Source organism: Allobosea sp. FG18, assembly GCF_057809495.1.
In genome coordinates this window covers 34,326-59,303 of the sequence record NZ_JBMDKB010000028.1, presented here as the reverse complement: position 1 = coordinate 59,303, position 24,978 = coordinate 34,326, and the positions used below count along the sequence as shown (strand labels likewise).

Here is a 24,978-nt window from a genome sequence, read left to right as displayed (position 1 = left end):
GCGCAGAAGAGGCGCCGCTCAGCGGCGGCGCCGTCTCGATGGGCGGTTTATAGGCCAGGCCCGGATTGGAAGTCAACACGCTCGATGAAGTTTTTTTGACGGATCGCATTTCTTTTTTTGGAGCCCCTCAAAACCCGCTCAGAAGGGTCGTTTTTGAGGGTTTTTGGCCAGTTCGGCGCTCGGCCTGAGTTTCCCCCAAGGGACGCTCGCAGCGATCGGCCCTGTTGGCAGCAGATTTTTTGCCGACGACGGCGGCCCCGGAGCGCGCCTCCGGGCCAGCCGCCTCCGCGACCCGGCTTTCGAGAGGAAAGCGGCCGAGCGTATTCGAGCCCGGTATAGCACGCGCGGTCGCGACGCGCGCGCGTTAGGGCCCGTAACAGCGCCCCCGCTTCCCAAAACAGCCGCAATCTCCCAGCACAGGAGATCGTCCACGGCTGAACGGATTGATTCCGGTCTCCGGCACGGGCATGGTCCTGGCGCGCTTTCGTCAGGATGCGCTCGAGGCAATTTCGCCATCGCGCAGATCGCCATCGAGATTTCGAGACAGCCCGCAAGAAGCAGCCGCCACACGATGAATGCCCATCCCGAGTTCGCACAGCCGGCCGAGCCGCTTGCCCCTGAGGCGGCGGCTCTTCTGGTCGATCTCGGGATCGAGCCGCCGATCCAGCCCGTCGATTCGCGCCAGCAGCCTTTGGACCGTCGTGGCGTCTCGCTGCGCTGGCTCTTCGCCTGCGCTCTCGTCGGCTCCTGCGGCGCAGCCCTGCTCGGCGCGGCGATCCTCGTCGCGATGCGCGGTGACACCAGCTATCCGGAGCAGCCCGAGACGGTCGCCATCCGCGCCTCCTCGGCTGCAGGCGATGGCGGCGGGGCACGCAAGGCCAACAAGCTCGTCGCCGACCAGCCGGTCATGTCAGCCCGTCACACCCTGCGCGCGCCGATGTCGCAGCGCACCGGGGATCGCGAGGTCATTCGCGTCCGGCCCTTCGTCCGGCTTGCCTCCAACCTGTCGCTCACCACCGGCGTCTATGCCGCCAATATCCCGCCCTTCAATCCGCTGCGCCTCTTCGCCGAGGGCGGGCAGCCGGAGGAGCGCTATGCCGAGCCGGCCCAGGACATGCCGGATGCCGACGTCACCATCGTCAAGCGCGATCTCGGCGACCTGACCCTCCCCTCAGGCAAGCCGCAGCTCAGCGACGCCGAGGTGATCTCGCAGATCGAGGAAGAGCGCGCCAACCTGGCGAATTCCGGCCGCCAACGCGCTTTGCCGATCCCGCCGCAATTGATGCTGAGCCGCACCCTGACCGGCGCGGCGACGCCGGGCACCGATATCCTCGGCTATGCGCCCGCGACCGATACCCGCTTCTCCGGCATCGAGGTCCGCGTCGTGCCGGAGAACGTCACCAACGCCCCGAAGACGCCGATCCCGGCCTCGCGCGAGCCTCTCGTCGAGGACAAGCTGCTGATGGCCAAGCGCGGCGAGAATTTCGAGCAGGCCATGCGCGGCGCCGGCGTCGCCCCCGAGCAGATCCGCGCGATCATCGCGGCCTTCGGCGGCAAGGTCAGGACCTCGGCCCTGCCTGACGGCCAGGTCCTGCAGGTGCTCTACGCACCAGGCCCTCGCCCCGGCGACCCCCGCCAGATCATGCGCGTCTCGCTGCTCAGCAACGGCCAGCCCGACGCCACCGTCGCGATGAATGACAAGGGCGCCTTCGTACCGGTCGACCTGCCGCGCCAGGAGCCGGTCGGCCCGCAGAAGCCGCAGCGACGCAATACCGATGACGGCGACGAGGACGAGGGTTCGGGCGCCGCCCGGCTCTACGAGAGTCTCTACGAGACCGGCGCGCGGCATGACCTGCCGCGGCCGCTGATCGACGAACTCGTCCGCATCTTCTCCTATGATCTCGATTTCCAGCAGCGCGTCCATGGCGGCGACAATCTGGAGGTGATCTTCACCGAAGAGGACGAGGGCGAGCGCGCCGAGATTTTGTCAGCGACCCTGACGGTGAACGGCGAGGCGCGCCGGGTCTTCCGCTACCAGGCCCCCGATGACGGGCTGATCGAGTATTTCGACGACGAGGGCAAATCGCTGAAGAAGTTCCTGCTGCGCAAGCCGATCGCCGATGGCGAGCTGCGCTCCGGCTTCGGCATGCGCTACCACCCGATCATGCGCTATTCGAAGATGCATACCGGCGTCGACTGGTCGAACCGGATCGGCACGCCGATCCTCGCCGCCGGCAACGGCACCGTGCTCAAGGCCGGCTGGTCCTCCGGCTATGGCAAGCACACCGAGATCCAGCACGCCAACGGCTATGTCACCACCTATTCGCACCAGTCGAACTTCGCCAACGGCATCGTGCCGGGCGCCAAGGTGCGGCAGGGCCAGGTCATCGGCTATCTCGGCAATACCGGCCTCTCCACCGGCCCGCATCTGCATTACGAGGTTCTGGTCAACGGCAATTTCGTCAACCCGATGAAGATCCGCGTGCCCCGCGGGCGCGAGCTCCAGGGCACGACGCTCGCCGAGTTCAAGCGCCAGCGCGACGAGATCCGCGGCCTGATCGAGAAAGCCGGCGGCACGCTCGCGCAATTGCGCTGAGCGCATGACGGCAAAGCGCTAGAACCTCCGCTCCGCTTCGGCTGCTTGACAGCGCTTCCGCAAGCGGACACCGCGGAGGCTGGCGTTCCTCTCTCGCGCGAGTTCCGAAGCCATGCTCGCTTCTCTCCTCGTCGTCCTGCCCGTTTTCGGGCTGATCGGCCTCGGCTATCTCGCACGCTGGAGCAAGCTCCTGCGCGAGACCACGGGCGAAGGCCTGTCGGATTTCGTCTTCGTCCTCGCCGTGCCTTGCCTGCTGTTCCGCACGCTCGCCAAGGCCGACATCCCCATGACACAGCCCTGGGGCTACTGGATCGCCTATTTCGCCGGCCTCGCCGTGGTCTGGGCGCTGGCGATGGTCATCGCGGCCAGGTTCTTCGCTCGGAAGGGGCCGGAACTCGTCGTCTCCGGCTTTGCCGCCGCGCAGTCGAACACCGTTTTCGTCGGCGTCCCCATGATCCTGAAGGCCTATGGCGATGCCGGCGCCGTGCCGCTCGGCCTGCTGCTCGCCGTCCATCTGCCGGTCACGATGACGGCGGCGACGCTGCTGGCGGAAGGGCGGTCGGCCTCGATCCCGCAATTGGTCAAGCGCCTGTTCACCCATCCGATCATCATCGGCATCCTGCTGGGATCGGCAGCCCGTCCATTCATCGCGTACATTCCCGAGCCGGCCTGGACGCTGGTCGATCTGCTGGCAGGCGCTGCCGTGCCCTGCGCGCTGATCAGCCTGGGCATCGCCATGCGCCGCTACGGCCTCGAATCCGGCCTCGCCCTGCCGGCGGTCCTCAGCGGATTGAAGCTCGGCCTGCATCCCCTGCTGGTCTATTGGCTGGCGACGCGGGTCTTCGAGATGCCCGCGCATTGGTCGGGCGTCGCCGTGCTGTTCGCGGCCTGCCCGTGCGGGATCAACGCCTATCTCTTCGCCGAGCGCTACCGGCAGGGCGTGGCCGATGCATCGAGCGCGATCACGCTCTCGACCCTGCTCTCCCTGTTCACCACAGCCGCCTGGCTGACCTTCCTCGGCGTCGGCTGAGGGGTTCAGGCGAAGCCGAGCTGCCGGCGGATCTCTGTCGCGGTGATCCCATCGGCGCGCAAATCCGCAAGGCCCTGCGAATCCCGGCTCTTGGCGAGCTTCTGCCCGTCGTCGTCGAGCAGCAGGCGGTGGAAGTGATAGAGCGGCGTCGGCAGACCGAGGAGATGCTGCAGCAGGACGTGGACATCCGTCGCCGCTTCGAGATCGCGGCCGCGCACGACATGGGTCACGCCCTGCAGCGCATCGTCGACGGTGACCGCGAGATGGTAGCTCGTCGGCACGTCCTTGCGGGCCAGCACGACATCGCCCCAGCGCTCTGGCGCAGCCGGCACGGACTGCCGGGCATCGTCGGCATCGAAGACCGTATAGCTCAGCGGCAGCGCGGCCGCCGCGAGCGCCGCCGCCATGTCGAGCCGCAGCACATACGGTTCCCCGGCCGCGATGCGCTGCGCCGCATTGTCGGAAGCGAGCCCCTTGCAGGAACCGGGATAGAGCGGCGCGCCATCCGGATCGACCGGCCAGGGCTGCCCGGTCGCGGTTTCCCGCGCCGCGACCGCATTGCGGATCTCCTGCCGGGAACAGAAACAGGGATAGACCAGCCCCCGCCGGCGCAGCCTCCCCAGCGCTCCGGCGTAATCGTCGAAATGCTGGGATTGCCTGCGGAAGCCGGGCTCGAAACGAATGCCGAGCCAGGCCAGGTCGGCCTCGATCCCCTCGACGAGTTCCGGTCGGCACCGGGTCAGGTCGATATCCTCGATCCGCAGCAGCAGGCGCCCGCCGAAACGCCGGGCCAGCGCCTCATTGGTCAGGGCCGACAGCGCGTGGCCAAGATGCAGCCGCCCGTTCGGGCTCGGCGCGAAGCGGAAAACGGGTGGAGCGGGCTGCATCGATCCTGTCTAGGCATTGCGCGCATCTGCGCCAAGCCGCTGCCTGCTGACGAAAGCCGTCGCCTCTGCCATCGATACCCGGACCATGATCGAGAGAATCACATCAAACGCCGATCTCGAGGAAGGCATGGCCGCCCTCGTCGCCCTGCACCCGGACTGGCAGCCGATCGTCGCGCGCACCGGCCTGCCGCCCTTGCGGCTGCGCGAGGGCGGCTTTCCCGGCCTCGCCGCGATCATCGTATCCCAGCAATTGTCGGTCGCCAGCGCGCGCGCCGTCTGGAACCGGTTCGCCGGGGTCTTCGTCCCGCTGACGCCAGAGCGCGTCCTGGCTGCGACCGATGACGACATGCGCCTGTCCGGCCTGTCGCGGCCGAAGCAGCGCACCTTGCTCGCGCTCGCAAGCGCACTGGTCGAGCGGCGCTTCGCCTTCGAGGCGCTCGAACACGCCTCGCCGGAAGAGGTTCACGCGCAGATGACGGCGATCTCGGGCATCGGGCCCTGGACGGCGGATGTCTATCTGCTGTTCTGCCTCGGCCACCGCGACGGCTTCGCCGCCGGGGACCTCGCCATCCAGGAAGCCGCCCGCCACGCCTTCGGCCTCACGGCCCGACCGAAGCCGGCCGAGCTTCAGGTCATGGCGGAAGCCTGGCGGCCATGGCGCGGCGTCGCGGCGCGACTGCTCTGGGCGGACTACGCCCTGCTGAAACGCCGCGAGGGCATCAACGCCTGAGGCGCGTCGCATGTTTAAGAAGAGCGCGGGTCATCCCGGACGCAGCGAAGCGGAAATCCGGGATCCATGCCTGAACCTTTATCGGGACCGGTCCGGCATGGATTCCGGGTCAAGCCCGGGATGACGGCGTGTTTCCTCGTAAAAGCGAGAGGCGAGGAGACGTAATCCGAGATCAGCCCCGTGTGATCTTCAGCGCCGCCTGCGCAGCCGCCTTCAGCATCCCGGAATCGCTCATCACCGTGACCATGCGCGCGCCCATCTCGAGGCCCTGCTTGGCGCGTTCCGCCGTCGCGCAATAGAAAGCGACCGGCTTGTTCACCGCCGAGGCGCGGGCGACGACATGCTTGAGCGCTTCATCGACCTCGCGCGCGGTGGCATCGACCTTCGCCCCGCCGGACAATGCGATCGACAGGTCGGACGGCCCGACGAACAGGGCGTCGATCCCGTCCAGCGCCAGGATGTCGTCGACGATCGCCATCGCCTCGCGCGTCTCGATCATCGCGAAGGTCATCGAGAAGCTGTTGGCGGTCTTGAGATAGCTGTTCTGGTCGAGGCCCGAGGCGCCGAGACCGCCATAGCTGCCCCAGCTGCGCTCGCCCATCGGCGGATACTTGGCATAGGCCGCGAAGCGACGCGCATCCTCCATCGTGTTGATCATCGGCGCGATGACGCCGGAGACGCCGCTGTCGAACAGCTTCGAGACGTTCTGGAACTCGCCGACCGGAATGCGCGCGATCACCGGCTTGCCGGCAGCGTTGATCAGCGGGATCGCGCGAATGACCTCGGCGAGCGTGATCGGCCCGTGCTGCATGTCGAGCGTGATCGCATCGAAATCCTCCTGCGCCAGGATCGCCGAGACGGAGGGGTCGGGCAAACCGCACCAGGCCGAGACGACGCTGTCACCCCGGGCGAAACGATCGGCGAGGGAAGCGAGGACGGTGGGCTTGGCCATGATGCGTTCATCCGTGTCTGGCCGCATTTCGGGCGTTGCGGCGGTCGATGCAGGTTGAACAGTGTCAGCCCGGAAAAGCAAACGGGCGCCCATGCGCCCGTTTCAAAGACGTCCTGCGTCAGCCGGGACGCGGCCGAAGGCGTGCGCTTAGCGTGCGGCCTGGATGTCGTCGGCCGCCTTGATCAGCAGCTCGGTCATCACCGTGCGGATTTCGGTATCCGTGACGGAGACGCCGGCAAGCGCGAAGTCGTTCTTGACCTTGCGCACCACGTCCTCGTCGCCGGCCTCCTCGAAATCGGCCACGACGACCGACTTGGCATAGGCCTCCGCATCGGCGCCGCTCTTGCCGAGCTTCTCGGCAGCCCAGAGCCCGAGCAGCTTGTTGCGCCGGGCTGTCGCCTTGAAGCGCAGCTCCTCGTCATGGGCGAACTTGTTCTCGTAGGCATCCTTGCGCTGGTCGAAGGTCGTCATTCGGCGTCCATGTCCTTGTCTGGGGCGATATATAGCCCCAGACATATAGGCCGATGGCAGGGCAAGGACCAGCCTCGATCGGGATCTTCAGCGGTCTTTAAGCGTCCGGAGGCCTCCGGACGCCGATTTGTTGCGTTTGCGGCGCAGACACTCCATATAGCAGGCGCGAGGGCGCCCTTGGCGCTCCCGCTCACAACCGGCGCCGTTGCCGCCGCTGGATTCGCCTTGTGCGGCTCCGGCAAGCCGACGGCGAAGGACAAGAACAGATCAGGGGCCAGATCCCGCCGCGACCCCATCGCGTCCAGAGAAGGGCCAACCTTTGGATTTCCTCAAGCCACGGTACATACCCATGAATCGCCGCCGTCGCATTTACGAAGGCAAGGCGAAGGTCCTCTATGAAGGACCCGAGCCCGGTACGCTGATCCAGCATTTCAAGGATGACGCCACCGCCTTCAATGCCAAGAAGCATGAAGTGATCGACGGCAAGGGCGTGCTCAACAACCGCATCTCCGAGCACATCTTCTCGAATCTCAACGATATCGGGGTGCCCACGCATTTCATCCGCCGGCTGAACATGCGCGAGCAGCTCATCCGCGAGGTCGAGATCATCCCGCTCGAGGTCGTCGTGCGCAACATCGCCGCCGGCTCGCTGGCGACGCGGCTGGGCCTTGAGGAAGGCACGCAGCTGCCGCGCTCGATCATCGAGTTCTACTACAAGAACGACGCGCTGAACGATCCGATGGTCTCGGAAGAGCACATCACCGCCTTCGGCTGGGCGACGCCGCAGGAGATCGACGACATCATGGCGCTCGCCATCCGCGTCAACGACTTCCTCTCCGGCCTGTTCCTCGGCGCCGGCATCCGCCTCGTCGACTTCAAGATGGAGACGGGCCGCCTCTGGGAAGGCGAGATGATGCGCATCGTCGTCGCCGACGAGATCAGCCCGGATTCCTGCCGTCTCTGGGACATCAAGTCCAAGGACAAGATGGACAAGGACCGCTTCCGCCGCGACATGGGCGGCCTGATCGAGGCCTATTCCGAAGTCGCCCGCCGCCTCGGCATCTTGGGCGAGAACGAGAACCCCGGCCCATCCGGCCCGCGCCTCGTGCAGTGAAGGCCATCGCGGCGCCATTTTCGCGAATGACACGGGAGCGCATGCGCTCCCGTTTTCATGTCGCGGCCCTGCTCTTGACCGGCAGCCTCCTACTCGGAGCCTGCTCGCATCATTTCGGACCCGGCATCGCCGATCTGCCGGCTTCAGAAGGCTGGCAGCCCCTGCCGATCGGCTCCTGGGTGCTGAATGACGGGCTCGAAGCCCGCTCGATGGTGTTCTGTCCGCGCGACAGCTGCACGCGCCAGGGCTTTGCGGCGGTCGTCGCCCTCGAAGGCGGCCGGGCGCGCGACATGGAAAAGGCCCTGTCGGAAAGCCCAGCCAGCCTCGGGCAAGCCTTCGCTCAGCTCGCGGCTGCGAAGGCGGCCGAGCGCCGCAAGGCGCAGCGCAACCAGAAGAAGAAGCCGGAAGCGAAACCGGAAGCCCGCAGCACCACCGATGTCGCTCGCATCGATTCGGCTGAAGCCAAAGGCGTTCTCGTCACCATCCGCTCGCTTGACACCGCCGGCCGCCAGGCTGTCACCGCGATCCTCTACGGCCGCGAGAGCGACCGTCTCGTGCTGGCGCTTGCCGTGAGCGAGACCGCCGAAGCCGCCCGCCGCGACGCCGAGGCCGCCTGGCGCAGCCGCTGATTCACGTGAAACGGTGGGAAACGGTTGAGCCCGCCCCGATTCGCCTCTAAAGCACCCCGTAACAATCCGCGTCCGGAGAACACCATGAAAGCCCGCGTCACCGTCACCCTGAAGAACGGCGTGCTCGATCCGCAGGGCAAGGCGATCGAGGGCGCGCTGAAGTCGCTCGACATCGCCGGCGTGGAATCGGTGCGCCAGGGCAAGGTCTTCGATATCGAGCTCTCGGGCTCGGACAAGGCCGCCGCCGAGGCCGCCCTCAAGGCCGCCTGCGAAAAGCTCCTCGCCAATACCGTGATCGAGAACTACCGCGTCGAGATCGGAGCCTGAGCGATGAAAGCCGCCGTCATCACCTTTCCCGGCTCCAACCGTGAGGGCGACGTCGCCAAGGCGTTGAAGCAGGCCGGCGCCGAAGTCACCCATGTCTGGCACGGCGACACCGAGCTGCCGGCCGGGACCGATCTCGTCGTGCTGCCGGGCGGCTTCTCCTATGGCGACTATCTGCGCACCGGCGCCATCGCCGGCCGCGCCCATATCATGGACGCGACCCGCGCCCATGCCGCCCGCGGCGGCTATGTGCTGGGGATCTGCAACGGCTTCCAGATCGCCTGCGAGGCAGGGCTCCTGCCCGGTATCCTCGTGCGCAACGCCCATCTGAAATTCGTCTGCAAGCGCCAGTACCTCAAGGTCGAGCGCAACGATACGCCCTATACGAGCGCCTATGCCAAGGGTCAGGCGATCGATGTCTGCATCGCCCATGGCGAAGGCAACTACATCGCCGATGCCGAGACGCTCGCCCGCCTCGAAGGCGAAGGCCTCGTCGCCTTCCGCTATGCGGATGCCGAGGGCAATGTAACCCCGGCGGCAAACCCGAACGGCTCGCTCAACAACATCGCCGGCATCTATTCGCCCGGTTTCAACGTGCTCGGCCTGATGCCGCACCCGGAAAACCTGATCGATTCGCTGGTCGGCGGTACGGATGGGCGCGGCCTGTTCCAGAGCCTCGTCGGCTCCAGGCGCGCGGCCTGAGGCGCAGCCTTCCCTTCTCCCCCTGCGGGAGAAGGTGGCTCGGCAAAGCCGAGACGGATGAGGGGTCGCTCAGGCCTCTCCGGTTAGCGCACAACCGACCATAAAACGATTCAGCACAGCGCGACCCCTCACCCCACCCCCTCTCCCGCAAGGGGAGAGGGGGTGGGTCGTGCCTTGTCAGCGCGCCTTCAGCGCCCGCTGCAGCAGCTTGCTCGCCGCATTCTGGTCGAGCGGCCCGACATGCTTGTCGAGGATATGGCCATCCGGCCCGATGACGAAGGTCTCGGGCACGCCGTAGACGCCCCATTCGATCGCGCCGCGCCCGGCCCGGTCGACACCGACCGCCGAGAACGGATTGCCGAGCGCACCGAGGAAACGGCGGGCATTCTCGGCCTCGTCCTTGTAGTTCATCCCGACCAGCGCGACCTTGCCTTGCTTGACGGCGTCAGTCTCGGCGAGGCCCATCAGCACGGGATGCTCGACGCGGCAGGGCGCGCACCAACTCGCCCAGACATTGACCAGCGTCGCCTTCCCCCCCGCGAGATCGGCACTGCCGAAGGCCGGCACCGGCTTGCCGTCCCGCTGCAGCCCGTCCAGCGGCGCAAGCGTGATCGCCGGCGCGACACGCCCGATCAGAGCCGAGGGCACCTTGCTCTTGTCGCCACTGAACAGCCCGATGCCGAAGACGATGGCAAGCAGGCCGAAAATGATCAGCGGCGCGAGAAAAACCAGCGGCGAACGCCGCCGCGGCGTGACTTCGACCTGGCTCATGCCGCCTCCCGGCCCGAACGGCGACCGGCGCCGCGACGCTCCAGCGCATCGAGTGCCCGTTTCTGGGCGGCATGGTCGCGCAGGATCGCCAGCGTCAATCCGAGAAGGACGAGCGCCGAGGCGCCATAGGAAGCCAGGATGAAACCGGCATGCGGCCCGATTGCGTCCAGAAATCCGCTCATGCCGGCACTCCCTGCGCCGCCAAGCGGTCGAGCCGCTCGGCTTCGAGGATCGTCAGTGTCCGCACCCGCCTGCGCATGATCTCGGCGCGCATCGCAACCATGTGCAGCGACAGCGCCATCAGCGTGAAACCGACCGCCAGGATCAGCAGCGGCCACAGCATCGCGGGATGGATCGTCGGCCCGCCCATGCGCAGCACCGAGGCCGGCTGGTGCAGGGTGTTCCACCAGTCGACCGAGAACTTGATGATCGGCACGTTGACGAAGCCGACCAGCGTCAGGATGGCGACGGCCCGCGCCGCGCGCGAGGGATCGTCGAGAACCCGCCAGAGCGCGACGATGCCGAGATAGATCAGCAGCAGCACGAGCATGGATGTCAGCCGCGCGTCCCAGACCCAATAGGTGCCCCACATCGGCTTGCCCCAGAGCGCGCCGGTGATCAGGCAGATCAGCGCGAAGCAGGCGCCGATCGGAGCGGCCGCCTTCTGCGCGACATCGGCGAGGGGATGGCGCCAGACCAGCGTGCCCAGCGCCGAAAGCGCCATCATCGAATAGAACATCATGGCGAGCCAGGCGGCCGGCACATGGATGAACATGATCCGGATGGTCTCGCCCTGCTGGTAGTCGGCCGGCGCCTTGAACCAGGCGAGGTACAGGCCAACAATGATCGACAATGTCGCGATCGCGGCAAGCCACGGCAGCAGCACGGCCGAGAAGCGCATGAAGCGCGTCGGATTCGCGAGGTCGATCAGGCTGGCCATGATGCCGGCGATGTCAGTTGCGGGGGCTTGAGCGCCATGGTGGCAGCTTTAGCAATCTCGACGGGTTCCAAGCAATGCGTGGGAGCTGGCTGCGACATCACGAACCGGAGGGGCATCGCTCAATCGGCCGAGCGCAGGGCCGCCGCCGCGGCCACGGTGCCGACCACGATCGCGCCCAGCGAAATCGCGCACAGGATCAGGAACGGCGTCAGGAAAGGCACGGTGCCGCCGACAGCAGCGTTGGCGGAGGACACCCCGAAGATCAGCACCGGCACCGTCAGGGGCGCGACCAGCACCGGCACGATCAGCCCGCCCCGCTTCAGGCTCGCGGCAAGCGCCGCTCCGCCCGCCCCGATGAAGCTCAGGGCCGGCGTGCCCACCAGAAGCGTCGCGACCAGCGGCAACACACCTTCCCCCGGCAACGCCACCAGCAGGCCGAGCAGCGGCGAAACCAGCGCCAGCGGCAAGCCCGTCGTCAACCAATGCGCCAACCCCTTGGCCAGAACCGCCAGTTCCAACGGCAAGGCCGAAGCCCGGATCAGGTCGAGCGAACCGTCCTCCTCGTCGCTCTGGAACAAGCGGTCGAGCCCGATCAGCACCGAAAGCAGCGCGCCGAGCCAGAGGATCGCCGGACCGATCCGTGAGAGCAGGTTGAGATCGGGCCCCAGCGCGAAGGGCACGAGCACGACCATCGTCAGAAAGAAGACGAGCGCCAACTCGCCGCCCCCACCGGCCCGGCTGGCGACGGCAAGGTCGCGCTTCAGGATTGCGAGAAAAGCGCGCTTCATGCCCCGATCCTGATCTCGCGCGTGCCTTCGAGCCCGAGCGGGCCGTGAGTTGCGGCCAGGATCGCACCGCCCTGCGCGAGATGATCGCGCATCAATCCGGCGACCATCGCCTGCGAAGCCGTATCGAGCGCCGAAAGCGGCTCGTCGAGCAGCCAATAGGGACGGCGCGAGACCAGAAGCCGTGCCAGCGCGACCCGCCGCCGCTGCCCGGCCGAGAGATAGCCGGCCGGCAGTTCCGCGGCATGGCCGAGCCCGACCGCCGCCAGCGCCTCGTCCGGGGTCGCTGCGGCATGCCCAAGCACATCCTGCGCGAAGGCGAGGTTTTCGCGCGCGGTCAGCGCAGTCTTGAGTCCGTCGCGATGCCCGACGAGATGCGCGATCTCCGCGAGATCGGCCTCGTCCTCCACGCCCTCCAGCCGGATGCTGCCGCCATCCGGCCTGAGCCTTCCGCAGAGCATCGCGATCAGGCTCGACTTGCCGGCGCCGTTACGGCCGGTCAGCGCGATGGCCTCGCCCGGGCGCAGCGCAAAGCTCAAGCCTTCGAAGATCAACCGGCCGCCACGGCGGCAGGCGAGTTCTTCAGCGTGAAGGCTGGTCGGGGGAAAGGAAGCGGGTTTCAAGGCAGCGCTGCCGCAGATACGTCCGAGCTCATTTCGTTCATCTAGCGCGCTTCTTGGAATTGCTCTATAGAACCCGCGGCTACGCCGCACGCCGATCCGGCGCGGGGCTCGGGCACTCCCGAGGCGGCGCGCGCGTCATGCGCATTAGGCCTTCGAACGGCATCGTCCGCAAGGGCAGTATCCCTTGAAGACATGTCGGTCGCGACCGCAACCCCTTGATCAGGATCAAGCCCGAATGGCCTCGCTCGACTCATTCAAAGCCCGCAAGACGCTCACCGCCGGCGGCAAGACCTACACCTACTACTCCCTTCCCGATGCCGAGAAGAACGGCCTGCCCGGCATCTCCAAGCTGCCCTTCTCGATGAAGGTGCTGCTCGAGAACCTCCTGCAGTTCGAGGACGGCCGCTCCGTCACCAAGGCCGATATCGAGGGCTTCGTCGCCTGGCTCGACGACAAGGGCACCGCCGGCAAGGAGATCGGCTTCCGCCCCGCCCGCGTGCTGATGCAGGACTTCACCGGCGTTCCGGCGGTGGTCGACCTCGCCGCGATGCGCGACGGCGTCAAGGCGCTCGGCGGCGACCCGCAGAAGATCAACCCGCTCGTGCCCGTCGATCTCGTCATCGACCACTCGGTCATCGTCGACGAGTTCGGCACGCCCAAGGCGCTCTCGCAGAACGTCGAGCTCGAATACGAGCGCAATGCCGAGCGCTACAAGTTCCTCAAGTGGGGCCAGGGCGCCTTCGACAATTTCCGCGTCGTCCCGCCCGGCACCGGCATCTGCCACCAGGTCAACCTTGAGTACCTCGCCCAGACCGTCTGGACCCGCAAGGAGACCATCGACGGCGTCGAGGTCGAGGTCGCCTATCCCGATACGGTCGTCGGCACCGATTCGCACACCACCATGGTCAACGGCCTCGCCGTCCTCGGCTGGGGCGTCGGCGGCATCGAGGCCGAGGCCGCGATGCTCGGCCAGCCGCAGTCGATGCTGCTGCCTGAGGTGATCGGCTTCAAGCTGACCGGCTCGCTCAAGGAAGGCATCACCGCGACCGACCTCGTGCTCACCGTCACCCAGATGCTGCGCAAGAAGGGCGTCGTCGGCAAGTTCGTCGAGTTCTTCGGCCCCGGCCTCTACAACCTGACGCTGGCCGACCGCGCCACCATCGCCAACATGGGCCCGGAATACGGCGCGACCTGCGGCTTCTTCCCGGTCGACAGCGAGACGCTGGACTATCTCACCACCACCGGCCGCACGGCCGAGCGCATCGCGCTGGTCGAGGCCTACAGCAAGGCGCAGGGCCTCTTCGCCACGCCTGAGACGCCCGACCCGGTCTTCACTGACACGCTCGCGCTCGATCTCTCCACGGTCCAGCCCTCGATGGCCGGCCCGAAGCGCCCGGAAGGCCGCGTCGATCTCTCCGCCGTCAAGGCCGGCTTCGCCGCCGCGATGGACACCGACTACAAGAAGGGCGCCGAGATTTCGCGTCGCGTTGAGGTCGAGGGCGAGGATTTCGATCTCGGTCATGGTGACGTCGTCATCGCCGCCATCACCTCCTGCACCAACACCTCGAACCCCTCGGTGCTGATGGCGGCGGGCCTGCTCGCCCGCAACGCCGTCGCGAAGGGCCTCAAGGTCAAGCCCTGGGTGAAAACCTCGCTGGCCCCCGGCTCGCAGGTCGTCGCCGAGTATCTCGCCAAGTCCGGCCTCCAGACCGATCTCGACAAGCTCGGCTTCAACCTGGTCGGCTTCGGCTGCACCACCTGCATCGGCAATTCCGGCCCGCTGCCAGCGCCGATCTCGAAGGCGATCAACGAGAAGGGCCTGATCGCGGGCGCCGTCATCTCCGGCAACCGCAACTTCGAAGGCCGCGTCTCGCCGGACGTGCAGGCGAACTACCTCGCTTCGCCGCCGCTGGTCGTCGCCTATGCGCTCGCCGGTTCCATCCAGATGGACCTGACGACGCAGCCGATCGGCCAGGGCTCGGACGGCAAGGACGTCTACCTGAAGGATATCTGGCCCTCCAACAAGGAGATCCAGAGCTTCATCCAGCAGAACGTCACCCGCGCCATCTTCGAGGCGAAATATGCCGACGTCTTCAAGGGCGACGCGCATTGGCAGGCGGTCAACGCCCCGACCTCGGAAACCTATGCCTGGGACGATGCGTCGACCTATGTGCAGAACCCGCCCTATTTCCAGGGCATGGGCAAGAAGCCGGCCGCGATCGGCGACATCAAGGGCGCCCGCATCCTCGGCCTGTTCGGCGACAAGATCACCACCGACCACATCTCCCCGGCCGGTTCGATCAAGGCCGCCTCTCCGGCCGGTCACTACCTGACCGAGAACGGCGTCGCGGTGGCCGACTTCAACCAGTACGGCACGCGCCGCGGCAACCATGAGGTGATGATGCGGGGCACCTTCGCCAATATCCGCATCCGCAACCACATGCTTGGCCCGAACGGTCGCGAGGGCGGCTACACCATCCACTATCCCAGCAAGGAAGAGCTGCCGATCTACGACGCGGCGATGAAGTACCAGGCGGAGAAGGTGCCGCTGGTTATCTTCGCCGGCGTCGAATACGGCAACGGCTCCTCGCGCGATTGGGCGGCGAAGGGCACCAACCTCCTCGGCGTCAAGGCGGTGATCGCCCAGAGCTTCGAGCGCATCCATCGTTCGAACCTGGTCGGCATGGGCGTCGTTCCCTTCACCCTGCAGGAAGGCACGAGCTGGGCCTCGCTCGACCTGAAGGGCGACGAGAGCGTCACCATCCATGGCCTGGCCAACGTCAAGCCGCGCCAGATGATGGAAGCCGAGATCACCTATGCCGACGGCTCGGTGAAGAAGGTGCCGATCCTCTGCCGCATCGATACGCTGGACGAGATCGACTACTTCAAGAACGCCGGCATCCTGCATTACGTGCTGCGCGGCCTCGCCGCGTAAGCCGGAAACGTAGCGACGAGACAGATCATGGCCGGCGCAAGCCGGCCATGACGCATGGGGGACGCCTCCCGGTTGTCCTCGCGCCCGCCGCAGTGTAAGGGGGCGGTTCAGTCATCCTCGGTGGCGACTTGGGGCAAGCGCAGGGCGATATCCCGCGCTCGGATGTCGTCCGCCATCACCGATACCAGACGGGAGCACCCGCAGCATGTCCGCCACGTTCGAGACGGTCGCCGGCATCATTTCCGAAACCTGCGATATTCCGCGGGAGAAGATCACCCCGCAGAGCCACGCGATCGAAGATCTCGGCATCGATTCCCTGGCCTTCCTCGACATCGCCTTCGCGATCGACAAGGCCTTCGGCATCAAGCTGCCGCTCGAGCAGTGGACGCAGGAAGTCAACGAGGGCAAGGCGCCGGCCGAGCAGTATTTCGTGCTCGAGAACCTCTGCAAGCGCATCGACGATCTCGTCGCCGCCAAGAAGGCGTAAAGCCTGCGCTTGAGGCCGCCGGGCTTGAGCCGGCGTCCCTCTCCCGATAGAGCATAGGGGCCGTCGCGCGGATCATCCGATCCGTGTCGCGGCCTTGCGCCGTTCTGGTGCCCAGCAGACCTAAGGATCGCATGCGTCTCGAATATTTCGACATGATCGACAGGGTCGTGACCTTCGATCCGTCGCAGAAGCGCATCGTGACGCGCTCCACCGTCCCTGCCGAGAGCCCGGTTTTCGAGGGTCACTTCCCCGGCCACCCGCTGGTGCCCGGCGTGTTGCTGACCGAGACCATGGCGCAGGCCTCGGGCTATCTCCTGCTCGGTCTCAACGGCCTCTCGCAGATGCCCTTCCTGATGACGGTCGACAAGGCGCGGTTCCGCACCTTCGTCGAGCCTCGCACCGAGCTGGAAGCCAGTGCAGAGCTGATCATCGAGGGTTCCGGCTACGCCGCGACCAAGGTGAAGCTGACCAGCGAAGGCAAGCCGATCTGCGATGCCGAGCTGCGCTTCCGCCTGATGCCTTTCCCCGCCGATATGCGCGCGCTGATGCAGAGCCGCATCGCAGCTATCGGCCTGACACCGGAGCCTGCCCCATGAACCGCCGCGACGTGGTCATCACCGGCATCGGTATCGCCTCCAGCCTCGGCGAAGGCGTCGAGGCCCATGCCGCCGCGCTCGCCGCCGGCGGCCCGCCGGTCGTCGATACCGAGAGCTTCAAGCCCTATCCGCTCCACCCGCTGGCGCCGCTGGAGCTGGACAAGCAGATCCCGAAGAAATCCGACCAGCGCCAGATGGAACCCTGGCAGCGGCTTGGCGTTTACGCAGCCGGCCTCGCCCTCGATTCCGCCGGGCTGAAGGACGACACCGAGGCGAAGAGCGCGCTGCAGGTCATCGTCGCCGCCGGTGGCGGTGAACGCGATCACGCCGTCGATGCGGCGATTCTGGAAGGCCTGCGCGGCGCCAACGAGCCCGGTGCCTTCCTCAACGAACGCCTGATGAGCGATCTCAGGCCGACGCTGTTCCTGGCCCAGCTCTCCAACCTGCTCGCCGGCAATATCGCCATCGTCCACGGTGTCACCGGCCCCTCCCGCACCTTCATGGGCGAGGAGCAGGCCGGCGTCGACGCGGTCCGTACCGCCCATGCCCGCATCGCCTCGGGCCAATCCGACCTGATGCTGGTCGGTGGCGCCTACAATGCCGAGCGGCGCGACATGCTGCTGCTCTTCGAGCTCGGCGGCTATCTGCACCGCGACGATTTCAAGCCGGTCTTCGAACGCGAAAGCGCTCCGGGCCTGATCACCGGCAGTGCCGGCGCCTTCCTCGTGCTGGAATCGGCCGAGCGCGCCGCGGCTCGCGGCGCCAAGGCCTATGCGAAGCTCAAGCATACCGGCGCCGCGCGCAGCCGTCGCGAGGCTGGCACGGTCCAGTCGGCCCTGACGACGCTGCTCGGCGGCTTCGGCCCGGTCGGCGGCGACGCGCTCGCCATCTCCGCCGCGACCGGCTGCGCCGGCATCACCGGCGAGGAAGCGGCTGCCATCACCGCGGCCGCCCCTTCCGCCAAGCGCATCGCGGCCGGCGATCTCGTTGGCCATGGCGTCGAGGCAGCCTTCCCGGTTTCGGTGGCGCTCGCGGCAATCGCCCTGTCAGCCGGACAGGCCAGGGAAGCGATCGTCACCGGCGCCGGCCACTGGCGTGGCGAAGGCGCCGCGCATCTTGTTCAAGCGTGAGGGTAAAGCCATGACCACGCATCGCGACGCCAAGGGTCGTCCGCTCGTCGCCGTCACCGGGCTGGGCGTCGTCACCTCGCTCGGCCAGGGCAAGGACACCAACTGGCAGGCCCTGACGGCAGGCAAGTCAGGTATCCACCGCATCGATCGCTTCCCGACCGAGGGTCTGAAGACCAGCATCGGCGGCACCGTCGATTTCCTGTTCGACGGTCCCTTCACCGCCCCGCAGCTCTCCGAGAAGCTCGCGACGCTCGCGGCCGAGGAGGCCGTCAGCCAGAGCGGCATCGGCTCGGCCGGCGATTTCCCGGGCGAACTCTTCATGGCCGTGCCGCCCGTCGAGATGGAATGGCCGCAGAAGCAGGCGATGGCCCAGGCCACCTCCGGCGAAGCGGACTACGACGGCCTGCTGCGCACCGCTGCCACCGGCAAATTCCGGGCGATGCACGAGCTCTTCGTCTTCGGCGGCGTCGCCGACCATATCGCCGACCGGTTCGGCACCAAGGGCTCGCCGATCTCGCTCTCGACCGCCTGCTCGTCCGGCGCGACCGCGATCCAGATGGGCGTCGAGGCGATCCGCCGCGGCGATACCCAGGCCGCTCTCTGCATCGGCACCGACGGCTCGATCCATGCCGAGGCGCTGATCCGCTTCTCGCTCCTCTCCGCCCTCTCGACCCAGAACGATCCGCCGGAAGGCGCGGCCAAGCCGTTCTCGAAGAATCGCGACGGCTTCGTCATGGGCGAGGGCGCCGGCGCCCTGGTGCTGGAGGACTACGACCATGCTCTGGCACGCGGCGCGACCATCTTGGGCATCGTCGCCGGCTGCGGCGAGCGCGGCGACGGCTTCCACCGCACCCGCTCGAGCCCGGACGGCAAGCCGGCCATCCTCGCCATGCAGGACGCGCTGGCCGATGCCGGTCTGACGCCTGACGATGTCGATTACATCAACGCCCACGGCACTTCGACACCGGAGAACGACAAGATGGAGGCGATGAGCTGCGCCGCCGTCTTCGGCGAGCGCATGGCGACGCTGCCGATCTCCTCGAACAAGTCGATGATCGGCCACACGCTGACGGCGGCCGGCGCGGTCGAGGCGGTGATCTCCTTCCTCACCATCGCCAACGGCACGATCCCGCCGACGATCAATTATGTGAGCCCCGATCCGGCCATCGCACTCGACGTCGTGCCGAACGAGGCCCGCAAGGCGAAGGTCAGGACGGTGATCTCCAACTCCTTCGGCTTCGGCGGGCAGAACACCTGCCTCGTGCTGACGGCACCTCCGGAGGCTGCATGACCAAGATTCTTGTCACCGGCGGCGCCAAGGGTGTCGGCGCCGCGATCGTGCGCGCGCTCGCTGCGGCAGGGCACGATGTCGACTTCACCTTCCGCTCCTCCGCCGACCAGGCGAAGGCGTTGGCGCAGGAGATCGCCGCCAGCCATCCCGGCCGCGCCATCACGGCGCTGCCGCTCGACCTCTCCGACAAGGAGGCGCTCGACGCCTTCTGCGAGGCGCGCGAGGGCGAGAGCTATTTCGGCCTCGTCCACAATGCCGGCCAGCCCTATGATTCGCTCGCCGCGATGATGGTGCAGGACAAGGCGGAAGCGGCGATGCAGGTCAATTTCTGGGCCTTCACCCGCCTCGCCAAGAGCCTGATGCGCACCATGATCCGCGCCCGCGCGGGACGCATCGTCGCAATCGGCTCGGTCGCAGCTTTGCGCGGCAATCCCGGCAACGCGGCCTATGCGGCCTCCAAGGGCGCGCTGATCTCCTATGCCAAGACGCTTGCGGTCGAGACCGGCAAGCGCGGCGTCACCGTCAACGTGATCGCGCCGGGCTTCGTCGACACCGACATGATGGCGCCCTACGCCGCCTATCGCGACAAGATGCAGGCGCAGATCCCCGCCGGCCGCTTCGCCAAGCCCGAAGAGGTCGCCGGCCTCGCCGCCTTCCTGATGAGCGAGCCCGCCGCCTATATCAGCGGTACCGTGCTGCCGATCGATGGCGGCCTGACGGCGCAGCTCGGCGTGCATCGCTGAGTTCGACCAGGGCCGCCGTTCATGCTATGGTTCACCTCGAACCGGAGTGAACCGACATGACGGCAGCCTTCACCATCCGCCTCGACGACGAGATGCTGGCCAAGCTCGACGCGCTGGCCGCCGACACCGACCGCTCGCGCAACTGGATCGCGGCCAAGGCGATCCAGGACTATGTCGAACTGAATGCTTGGCAAATCCAGCGGATCAAGGAAGGCATTGCCGAAGCCGATCGGGGCGAATTCGCGACGGATGAGGAAGTCGCGGCGGTGTTCAATAAATACAAGGCCATGGCCGAGTGAAGCTCATCTGGACGAAGCGCGCGCTACGCGAACTCGATCAGATATTTGCGTTCGTCGCGCGGGATAGCCGATCCGCTGCGACAGCACTGGTCGATCTGGTCGAGAAGCGATCCGCGATGCTCGTCAGCCACCCGGAAATCGGGCGGCCGGGCCGGAGCGATGGGACCCGCGAACTCGTCCTCACTGGAACGCCCTATATCCTGCCCTACCGCGTCCGCGACGGCCGCGTCGAAATCCTCGCTGTGATTCATACCTCCCGGCAGTGGCCGGACCAGCTCTGAAAGAACTCGAACCCTCATGCGTTCCCTCCAACTCCATGGCGACCGTGATCTCCGTCTCGAGGAGATCGAGCCGCCGCCGCCGCCCGCTCCCGGCGAGGTGCAGATCCGTATCAAGGCAGTCGGGCTCAACTATCTCGACCTCTGGGGTTTCCGCGGCATGGCCTTCGCCAAGCGCAAGATGCCGCAGGCGGCCGGCGTCGAGGCGGCCGGCGAGATCGTCTGCGTCGGCGAGGGCGTCACTGGCTTCGCACCCGGCGACACCGTCACCGCCTATGGCGCCGATACCTGCGGCCAGTGCAAGGCCTGCCGCGAAGGCCGCGACAATCTCTGCGAGAACGTCGCCGGCATCATGGGCTTCCATATCGACGGATTCGCCCGCGAACTGCTCAATCGTCCGGCTCGCCTCACCATCAAGGCGCCCAAGGGCGTCTCCTTCGAAGATGCGGCCTGCGCGCCGATCGGCTTCGGCACGGTCCAGCACATGCTCTTCGACAACGCGAAGCTGGAGCCCGGCGAATCCGTGCTCGTCCATGCCGGCGGCTCCGGCATCGGCACGGCCGCGATCCTGATGGCCAAGGCCATCGGCTGCACGGTCTATACGACGGTCGGCGATGACGAGAAGGGCGCCAAGGCCAAGGCATTGGGCGCCGACCACGTCATCAACTACCGTGAGGACCGCTTCGAGGGCGTCGTCCGCAAGCTCACCGGCCGCAAGGGCGTCGATGTCGTGTTCGAGCACGTTGGCGCCGACACCTGGAACGGCTCGCTGCTGTGCCTGAAGCGCGGCGGCCGGCTCGTCACCTGCGGCGCGACCTCCGGCCCCTCGGCGACGATCAACCTGATGCAGCTCTTCCAGCAGCAATACCGCATCACCGGCTCCTTCGGCTGCCGCATCGAGAACATCGCGCAGTCGCTGGAGAAGATGGCCGGCGGCATGAAGCCGGTGATCGATTCGGTCTTCCCGCTTGCCGAATTCGAGAAGGGCCTCGCCCGGATCGAGGGCCGCAAGGTCTTCGGCAAGGTCGTCATCGCCTTCTGACCGGGAGCTGTTTCCCGCCAAGGACTTGACGCGGGCGGCTTCCTGCCCCAGATCGCCCGTTCAAGGCCCGGTCTTGCTCTCGGCACGGGCGATCTAGAGCATTTTCAAGCGAAGTGGGCACCGGTTCGCGTGAAGAAAATGCGACCAAACAAATGGGCGGAGCAGGTGTGCGTTGCGCAGCAACGCGGACTTGCTCTGAGGCAGGACCGACCTTGAGACGATTGAAGGCTATCGCCGCGCGCGCCGGCGCCGCGGTGATGATCGGCGTGATCCGCGCCCTGTTCGCATTCCTGCGCATGCTCGGCCCCGAGCGTGCCAGCGATCTCGGCGGCTGGCTGCTGCGCACCGCAAGCCCGCTGATCCCGGTCAATCGCGTCGCGCTGGCCAACATCCGCGCGGCCTTTCCCGAGAAGGACGAGGCCGAGGTCAAGCGCATCGCGCGCGGCGCCTGGGAGAATCTCGGCCGCGTCGCCGGCGAATACGCCCATCTCAAGACGCTCTTCGATTACGACTACCTCAACCCCGACAAGCCCTCGCGCGTCGAGGTCGCGGGGATCGAGCACTTCATCGCGCTGAAGGACGACGAGAAGCCCGGCCTGATCTTCTCGACCCATCTCGCCAATTGGGAGCTGCCGGCGATCTGCGCCCAGGCCTACGATCTCGAAACCACCGCCGTCTTCCGCGCCCCGAACGACCCGGCAATCGCTGCCGTCGTCCACGAGATCCGCTCCGGCACGATGGGCGGGCTAGCCGCTGCGAAGCAGGGTGCAGCCTTCGCCATGCAGGGCGTGCTGGAGAATGGCGGCCATCTGGGCATGCTGATCGACCAGCATTTCACACGTGGCGTCGTGGTGCCGTTCTTCGGCCGCCCGGCCTTGACCAACCCGATCATGGGCAAGTTCGCCAAGCGCTTCGAATGCCCCGTCCATGGCGTACGCGTCATCCGCCTGCCGAACCACCGCTTCCGGCTCGAACTGACGCCGCCGCTCGATCTGCCGCGCGACGCCAATGGCGAGATTGACGTGCAGGGCGCAATGGCGATGATGACGGCCGTGGTCGAGGGCTGGGTGCGCGAGTATCCCGAACAATGGCTCTGGATGCATCGCCGCTGGCGGCCCAATATGATCTCGGCCGTTGCGCGCGACGCCTTTGATCACGCCAGCGCGACCGTGCCCGTTTTCAAGGCAACGTGATTTCCCTCGCAAGCCGATTGCGGGCTTTGGTAACCTCCGGAAAAGACGTCACCCGCAGAGTCCCGATCATGTCCTCTCGCCCGCGCCATCTCGCAGCGACCGTTGCCGCCTTTGCCTTGGGCATGGCGGCCGCTCACGCGCAGACGCCGGCGAAGGCACCCAGGGCGGTCATCGAGCTCTTCACCAGCCAGGGCTGCTCCTCCTGCCCGCCGGCCGATGCTCTGGTCGTCGAGCTGGCCAAGAATCCCGAACTGATCGCCCTGACCCTGCCGGTGACCTATTGGGATTATCTCGGCTGGAAGGACACGCTCGGCAAGGATTCCTTCGCCCGGCGCCAGAAATTCTACGCCAAGGCCCGGGGCGACGGTCAGGTCTACACGCCGCAGGTGGTGATCAATGGCGCTGCCCACGCGATCGGCTCGGAGCGGGCGGAGATCGAGAAGGCGGTCAACCAGTTCGCGGCAACCGGCTTCGCCGCCCGCATCGCCTTGAAGGAAGAGAACGGCGCTCTCCAGATCAAGGTCGCCCCGGCCAGCGGCGAGAGCGAGGCCACGGCCGGCATCTGGGTGCTGCCGACCACGCATCAGGCAGCGGTGCCCATCACGCGCGGCGAGAACCAGGGCCGTACGCTGTCCTATGCCAATGTCGTGCGCGGCATGGTGCGCGTCGGCGACTGGACCGGCAGGGAAACGACCGTCACCGCCCCGCTTTCGGCGACACAGGCGCCGGAGGCCGATGGCTATGTCGTCGTCGTCCAGGCCGAGCGCCCCAACAAATACGGCCACATGATGCCGGGCGCGATCCTCGGCGCCGCGAAGGGGTTGGCCAAGCGCTGAGCGTTTTCCGCTCCACCGAGCGGTGTGGACGATGACCGGGTTGCCCCGGTCGCCTGCTTTGTCATTCCGGGTTCGCGCCTGCGGCGCGCCTCGGAATGACAAAGGTAGTGCACACGCTGCCTAAAGCAGGATCACCTTGTTCGAGAGCTCGTCGACATCGCCGGGCACGGGCGGCACATGCTGTCCCAGCACCGTCCCGACGGAACCCACGGCGGCGATCAGCCCTTCGGTCAGGCGATCCTCCCGCGCGGCAGCGAGCAGCGGCTCGATGATGCCGCGCCAGGTATCCTTCTCGACCAGCCCGTCGATGCCGGTATCGGCCAGGATCTCGGCATAGCGCTCCTGCAGGGCGATATAGAGCAGCACGCCGGTGCGCCCCTTCGTCCGGGTCAGGCCGCGCGCCGTGAACTCGCGCAGCGCCGCATCATGCGCACGTCGGCGCTTGACAAAACCCGGCACGAAGCGTCCGCCTCGGCCGTACCAGAGCAGGCTCGCCAGCAATCCGGCGGCGCAGATCAACTGGATCAGGAAGATGCGCTGCGCGCTCATCACCGTCAGCCACAGCAGCGGCCACGGCACGAACAGCGCGAGCGTCAGCGCCATCATCGCCGGGACATTGCGATAGCTCGACGCGGCCCGGTCGATCACCACGACGATCTCGCCTGCGGTCAGACTTTCGGCCCGGCGCACAGCCTCCGCGATCGCATCCCTGTCGGCTGAATCCATCACCAGTCTCCCGAAGCCCCGCCGCCGCCGGACGAACCGCCGCCACCTGAAAATCCGCCGCCGCCCGAGCTCCAGCCGCCTCCGCCGCCGCTCCAGCCCGAGCTGGAACCCGAGCCCGTGCTCCAGCCCGTGCTCTGCGGCAGCGTCACCCATTGCCCGTTGCGCAGGCGATGCCGGCGCGCGCCGCCCTGCTGGCTCAAGCCCCGCAGGAACGCGACGATGAACAGGAAGATGAAGATCATCGCGATGATCACCGCGATGTCCTCGCCCAGCGTGCTCTCGTCCGAGCGCACCTCGGCCCTGCGCTGCCATTCCTCGGCATCCCCCGCGAGAATGGTCAGTATGGCGTCGACGCCGCCCTCGATCCCCCCGGCGAAATCGCCGGTCTTGAACTTGGGCGCGATCGCCGTAGTGATGATTACCTTGGAGAGCGCGTCGGTCAGCGCCCCTTCCAGGCCGTAGCCGACCTCGATGCGGACCTTGCGCTCCTTCGGCGCGACGATCAGCAGCGCGCCGTTGTTCTTCGCCTTTTCGCCGAGCTTCCAGTGCCGGAAGAGCCCGTTGGCGAAATCCTCGATCGTCACATCCTGCAGCGAGGGCACCGTCGCGACCACGACCTGGTCGGAGGTCTTGTCCTCATGCGCCTTGAGCTTGTCTTCGAGCCGCTGCCGGACATCCGGCGCGAGCAGGTTGGCGCCATCGACGACCCGCCCGGTCAGTGCGGGATAGCGCGGCTCGGCGAATGCAGAGAAAGCGCAAAACAAAAAGAGGAAGAATGCGGAAACGCAACGCAGAACCCCTCTCCTGTAAGGAGAGGGGCAGGGGTGAGGTGTAGGCCGTTGGACCATTAGAGTTCCGAGCCAACCGC

28 protein-coding genes are annotated in these 24,978 nt (G+C 66.9%); 18 read left to right on the top strand and 10 right to left on the bottom strand.

Features of this window, described 5'->3' with window-relative positions; translation table 11 throughout:
* Positions 1–571 precede the first annotated feature (571 nt).
* Together ACODTJ_RS25070 and ACODTJ_RS25065 are read left to right on the top strand one after the other, a co-directional pair.
* Positions 572–2,596 (top strand): M23 family metallopeptidase, encoded by a 2,025-nt coding sequence (locus ACODTJ_RS25070; protein ID WP_454654472.1) that lies wholly within the window; start codon positions 572–574, stop codon positions 2,594–2,596.
* Between the two features lie 112 nt (positions 2,597–2,708).
* Positions 2,709–3,626 (top strand): AEC family transporter, encoded by a 918-nt coding sequence (locus tag ACODTJ_RS25065; RefSeq protein ID WP_454654471.1) that lies wholly within the window; start codon positions 2,709–2,711, stop codon positions 3,624–3,626.
* Between the two features lie 5 nt (positions 3,627–3,631).
* Here the strand turns inward: ACODTJ_RS25065 and gluQRS are convergent, their stop codons facing one another.
* Positions 3,632–4,513, bottom strand: coding sequence for a tRNA glutamyl-Q(34) synthetase GluQRS (gene gluQRS / locus ACODTJ_RS25060; RefSeq protein ID WP_454654470.1), 882 nt, complete (start codon positions 4,511–4,513; stop codon positions 3,632–3,634).
* An 85-nt stretch (positions 4,514–4,598) separates the two neighbouring features.
* On the opposite strand from gluQRS, the gene ACODTJ_RS25055 reads away from it, so the two are divergent.
* Entirely contained in the window at positions 4,599–5,243 is a 645-nt protein-coding gene (locus tag ACODTJ_RS25055; protein ID WP_454654469.1) for a DNA-3-methyladenine glycosylase family protein, read from the top strand.
* A 172-nt stretch (positions 5,244–5,415) separates the two neighbouring features.
* On the opposite strand, the gene ACODTJ_RS25050 is transcribed toward ACODTJ_RS25055, so the two are convergent.
* Positions 5,416–6,195, bottom strand: coding sequence for an HpcH/HpaI aldolase family protein (locus ACODTJ_RS25050; RefSeq protein WP_454654468.1), 780 nt, complete (start codon positions 6,193–6,195; stop codon positions 5,416–5,418).
* Between the two features lie 147 nt (positions 6,196–6,342).
* Positions 6,343–6,666: a DUF1476 domain-containing protein gene (locus tag ACODTJ_RS25045; protein WP_454654466.1), complete on the bottom strand. Its 324-nt coding sequence runs from the start codon at positions 6,664–6,666 to the stop codon at positions 6,343–6,345.
* Between the two features lie 319 nt (positions 6,667–6,985).
* Between ACODTJ_RS25045 and purC the strand changes: the two genes are divergently transcribed.
* From purC to purQ, 4 genes are all read left to right on the top strand, one after another.
* Positions 6,986–7,780: a phosphoribosylaminoimidazolesuccinocarboxamide synthase gene (gene purC, locus ACODTJ_RS25040; protein WP_257735084.1), complete on the top strand. Its 795-nt coding sequence runs from the start codon at positions 6,986–6,988 to the stop codon at positions 7,778–7,780.
* A 41-nt stretch (positions 7,781–7,821) separates the two neighbouring features.
* On the top strand, positions 7,822–8,409 hold the full coding sequence (locus ACODTJ_RS25035) for a hypothetical protein (RefSeq protein WP_454654463.1): 588 nt from the start codon (positions 7,822–7,824) through the stop codon (positions 8,407–8,409).
* An 84-nt stretch (positions 8,410–8,493) separates the two neighbouring features.
* Positions 8,494–8,736: a phosphoribosylformylglycinamidine synthase subunit PurS gene (purS, locus tag ACODTJ_RS25030; protein WP_061966532.1), complete on the top strand. Its 243-nt coding sequence runs from the start codon at positions 8,494–8,496 to the stop codon at positions 8,734–8,736.
* Positions 8,737–8,739: 3 nt separating this feature from the next.
* Positions 8,740–9,435, top strand: a complete 696-nt coding sequence (gene purQ / locus ACODTJ_RS25025; RefSeq protein ID WP_454654462.1) for a phosphoribosylformylglycinamidine synthase subunit PurQ — start codon at positions 8,740–8,742, stop codon at positions 9,433–9,435.
* Positions 9,436–9,612: 177 nt separating this feature from the next.
* Here the strand turns inward: purQ and ACODTJ_RS25020 are convergent, their stop codons facing one another.
* The 5 genes from ACODTJ_RS25020 to ccmA form a co-directional block, all read right to left on the bottom strand.
* Entirely contained in the window at positions 9,613–10,206 is a 594-nt protein-coding gene (locus tag ACODTJ_RS25020) for a DsbE family thiol:disulfide interchange protein (protein WP_454654461.1), read from the bottom strand.
* A complete protein-coding gene (gene ccmD, locus ACODTJ_RS25015; RefSeq protein ID WP_454654460.1) occupies positions 10,203–10,388 on the bottom strand; it encodes a heme exporter protein CcmD in 186 nt (61 codons plus the stop codon). The genes ACODTJ_RS25020 and ccmD overlap by 4 nt, the downstream gene beginning before the upstream one ends.
* On the bottom strand, positions 10,385–11,146 hold the full coding sequence (locus ACODTJ_RS25010; protein ID WP_454654458.1) for a heme ABC transporter permease: 762 nt from the start codon (positions 11,144–11,146) through the stop codon (positions 10,385–10,387). Before ACODTJ_RS25010 ends, ccmD begins: the two co-directional genes overlap by 4 nt.
* 119 nt (positions 11,147–11,265) lie before the next feature.
* Positions 11,266–11,934, bottom strand: a complete 669-nt coding sequence (gene ccmB, locus ACODTJ_RS25005; RefSeq protein ID WP_454654457.1) for a heme exporter protein CcmB — start codon at positions 11,932–11,934, stop codon at positions 11,266–11,268.
* Positions 11,931–12,554: a heme ABC exporter ATP-binding protein CcmA gene (gene ccmA / locus ACODTJ_RS25000; protein WP_454654456.1), complete on the bottom strand. Its 624-nt coding sequence runs from the start codon at positions 12,552–12,554 to the stop codon at positions 11,931–11,933. The genes ccmB and ccmA overlap by 4 nt, the downstream gene beginning before the upstream one ends.
* Positions 12,555–12,789: 235 nt before the next feature.
* Between ccmA and acnA the strand changes: the two genes are divergently transcribed.
* From acnA to ACODTJ_RS24945, 11 genes are all read left to right on the top strand, one after another.
* Positions 12,790–15,489: an aconitate hydratase AcnA gene (gene acnA / locus ACODTJ_RS24995; protein WP_454654455.1), complete on the top strand. Its 2,700-nt coding sequence runs from the start codon at positions 12,790–12,792 to the stop codon at positions 15,487–15,489.
* 205 nt (positions 15,490–15,694) lie between these two features.
* A complete protein-coding gene (locus ACODTJ_RS24990; RefSeq protein ID WP_047580420.1) occupies positions 15,695–15,976 on the top strand; it encodes an acyl carrier protein in 282 nt (93 codons plus the stop codon).
* A 131-nt stretch (positions 15,977–16,107) separates the two neighbouring features.
* Positions 16,108–16,572 (top strand): 3-hydroxyacyl-ACP dehydratase FabZ family protein, encoded by a 465-nt coding sequence (locus ACODTJ_RS24985; protein WP_454654453.1) that lies wholly within the window; start codon positions 16,108–16,110, stop codon positions 16,570–16,572.
* Positions 16,569–17,702 carry a beta-ketoacyl-ACP synthase gene (locus ACODTJ_RS24980; protein ID WP_454654451.1) on the top strand — a complete coding sequence of 378 codons (1,134 nt, stop codon included), beginning with the start codon at positions 16,569–16,571 and terminating at the stop codon, positions 17,700–17,702. Before ACODTJ_RS24985 ends, ACODTJ_RS24980 begins: the two co-directional genes overlap by 4 nt.
* 10 nt (positions 17,703–17,712) lie before the next feature.
* A complete protein-coding gene (locus tag ACODTJ_RS24975) occupies positions 17,713–18,993 on the top strand; it encodes a beta-ketoacyl-ACP synthase (protein ID WP_454654449.1) in 1,281 nt (426 codons plus the stop codon).
* A complete protein-coding gene (locus tag ACODTJ_RS24970; RefSeq protein WP_454654448.1) occupies positions 18,990–19,736 on the top strand; it encodes an SDR family oxidoreductase in 747 nt (248 codons plus the stop codon). Before ACODTJ_RS24975 ends, ACODTJ_RS24970 begins: the two co-directional genes overlap by 4 nt.
* A gap of 56 nt (positions 19,737–19,792) precedes the next feature.
* Entirely contained in the window at positions 19,793–20,035 is a 243-nt protein-coding gene (locus ACODTJ_RS24965; RefSeq protein WP_454654447.1) for a CopG family ribbon-helix-helix protein, read from the top strand.
* Complete coding sequence (locus ACODTJ_RS24960; protein ID WP_454654445.1) at positions 20,032–20,316, top strand: type II toxin-antitoxin system RelE/ParE family toxin; 285 nt, start codon at positions 20,032–20,034, stop codon at positions 20,314–20,316. Before ACODTJ_RS24965 ends, ACODTJ_RS24960 begins: the two co-directional genes overlap by 4 nt.
* A gap of 16 nt (positions 20,317–20,332) precedes the next feature.
* Positions 20,333–21,355, top strand: coding sequence for a zinc-binding dehydrogenase (locus ACODTJ_RS24955; protein WP_091862509.1), 1,023 nt, complete (start codon positions 20,333–20,335; stop codon positions 21,353–21,355).
* Positions 21,356–21,567: 212 nt separating this feature from the next.
* The gene (locus ACODTJ_RS24950; protein ID WP_454654443.1) at positions 21,568–22,548 is read left to right on the top strand and encodes a lipid A biosynthesis lauroyl acyltransferase; all 981 of its coding nucleotides are present in this window, start codon (positions 21,568–21,570) and stop codon (positions 22,546–22,548) included.
* A gap of 68 nt (positions 22,549–22,616) precedes the next feature.
* Positions 22,617–23,384 carry a DUF1223 domain-containing protein gene (locus ACODTJ_RS24945; protein ID WP_454654442.1) on the top strand — a complete coding sequence of 256 codons (768 nt, stop codon included), beginning with the start codon at positions 22,617–22,619 and terminating at the stop codon, positions 23,382–23,384.
* Positions 23,385–23,504: 120 nt separating this feature from the next.
* Here the strand turns inward: ACODTJ_RS24945 and ACODTJ_RS24940 are convergent, their stop codons facing one another.
* On the bottom strand, positions 23,505–24,110 hold the full coding sequence (locus ACODTJ_RS24940; protein ID WP_454654440.1) for a TPM domain-containing protein: 606 nt from the start codon (positions 24,108–24,110) through the stop codon (positions 23,505–23,507).
* The gene (locus ACODTJ_RS24935; protein WP_454654439.1) at positions 24,110–24,958 is read right to left on the bottom strand and encodes a TPM domain-containing protein; all 849 of its coding nucleotides are present in this window, start codon (positions 24,956–24,958) and stop codon (positions 24,110–24,112) included. Before ACODTJ_RS24935 ends, ACODTJ_RS24940 begins: the two co-directional genes overlap by 1 nt.
* Positions 24,959–24,978: the final 20 nt, after the last annotated feature.

Coding starts and splice junctions, on each gene's coding strand:
- ACODTJ_RS25070 (WP_454654472.1), top strand. CDS start 572: ATGAATGCCCATCCCGAGTTCGCACAGCCGGCCGAGCCGCTTGCCCCT.
- ACODTJ_RS25065 (WP_454654471.1), top strand. CDS start 2,709: ATGCTCGCTTCTCTCCTCGTCGTCCTGCCCGTTTTCGGGCTGATCGGC.
- gluQRS (WP_454654470.1), bottom strand. CDS start 4,513: ATGCAGCCCGCTCCACCCGTTTTCCGCTTCGCGCCGAGCCCGAACGGG.
- ACODTJ_RS25055 (WP_454654469.1), top strand. CDS start 4,599: ATGATCGAGAGAATCACATCAAACGCCGATCTCGAGGAAGGCATGGCC.
- ACODTJ_RS25050 (WP_454654468.1), bottom strand. CDS start 6,195: ATGGCCAAGCCCACCGTCCTCGCTTCCCTCGCCGATCGTTTCGCCCGG.
- ACODTJ_RS25045 (WP_454654466.1), bottom strand. CDS start 6,666: ATGACGACCTTCGACCAGCGCAAGGATGCCTACGAGAACAAGTTCGCC.
- ACODTJ_RS25035 (WP_454654463.1), top strand. CDS start 7,822: ATGCGCTCCCGTTTTCATGTCGCGGCCCTGCTCTTGACCGGCAGCCTC.
- purS (WP_061966532.1), top strand. CDS start 8,494: ATGAAAGCCCGCGTCACCGTCACCCTGAAGAACGGCGTGCTCGATCCG.
- purQ (WP_454654462.1), top strand. CDS start 8,740: ATGAAAGCCGCCGTCATCACCTTTCCCGGCTCCAACCGTGAGGGCGAC.
- ACODTJ_RS25020 (WP_454654461.1), bottom strand. CDS start 10,206: ATGAGCCAGGTCGAAGTCACGCCGCGGCGGCGTTCGCCGCTGGTTTTT.
- ccmD (WP_454654460.1), bottom strand. CDS start 10,388: ATGAGCGGATTTCTGGACGCAATCGGGCCGCATGCCGGTTTCATCCTG.
- ACODTJ_RS25010 (WP_454654458.1), bottom strand. CDS start 11,146: ATGGCCAGCCTGATCGACCTCGCGAATCCGACGCGCTTCATGCGCTTC.
- ccmB (WP_454654457.1), bottom strand. CDS start 11,934: ATGAAGCGCGCTTTTCTCGCAATCCTGAAGCGCGACCTTGCCGTCGCC.
- acnA (WP_454654455.1), top strand. CDS start 12,790: ATGGCCTCGCTCGACTCATTCAAAGCCCGCAAGACGCTCACCGCCGGC.
- ACODTJ_RS24990 (WP_047580420.1), top strand. CDS start 15,695: ATGTCCGCCACGTTCGAGACGGTCGCCGGCATCATTTCCGAAACCTGC.
- ACODTJ_RS24985 (WP_454654453.1), top strand. CDS start 16,108: ATGCGTCTCGAATATTTCGACATGATCGACAGGGTCGTGACCTTCGAT.
- ACODTJ_RS24980 (WP_454654451.1), top strand. CDS start 16,569: ATGAACCGCCGCGACGTGGTCATCACCGGCATCGGTATCGCCTCCAGC.
- ACODTJ_RS24975 (WP_454654449.1), top strand. CDS start 17,713: ATGACCACGCATCGCGACGCCAAGGGTCGTCCGCTCGTCGCCGTCACC.
- ACODTJ_RS24970 (WP_454654448.1), top strand. CDS start 18,990: ATGACCAAGATTCTTGTCACCGGCGGCGCCAAGGGTGTCGGCGCCGCG.
- ACODTJ_RS24965 (WP_454654447.1), top strand. CDS start 19,793: ATGACGGCAGCCTTCACCATCCGCCTCGACGACGAGATGCTGGCCAAG.
- ACODTJ_RS24955 (WP_091862509.1), top strand. CDS start 20,333: ATGCGTTCCCTCCAACTCCATGGCGACCGTGATCTCCGTCTCGAGGAG.
- ACODTJ_RS24945 (WP_454654442.1), top strand. CDS start 22,617: ATGTCCTCTCGCCCGCGCCATCTCGCAGCGACCGTTGCCGCCTTTGCC.
- ACODTJ_RS24940 (WP_454654440.1), bottom strand. CDS start 24,110: ATGGATTCAGCCGACAGGGATGCGATCGCGGAGGCTGTGCGCCGGGCC.
- ACODTJ_RS24935 (WP_454654439.1), bottom strand. CDS start 24,958: ATGGTCCAACGGCCTACACCTCACCCCTGCCCCTCTCCTTACAGGAGA.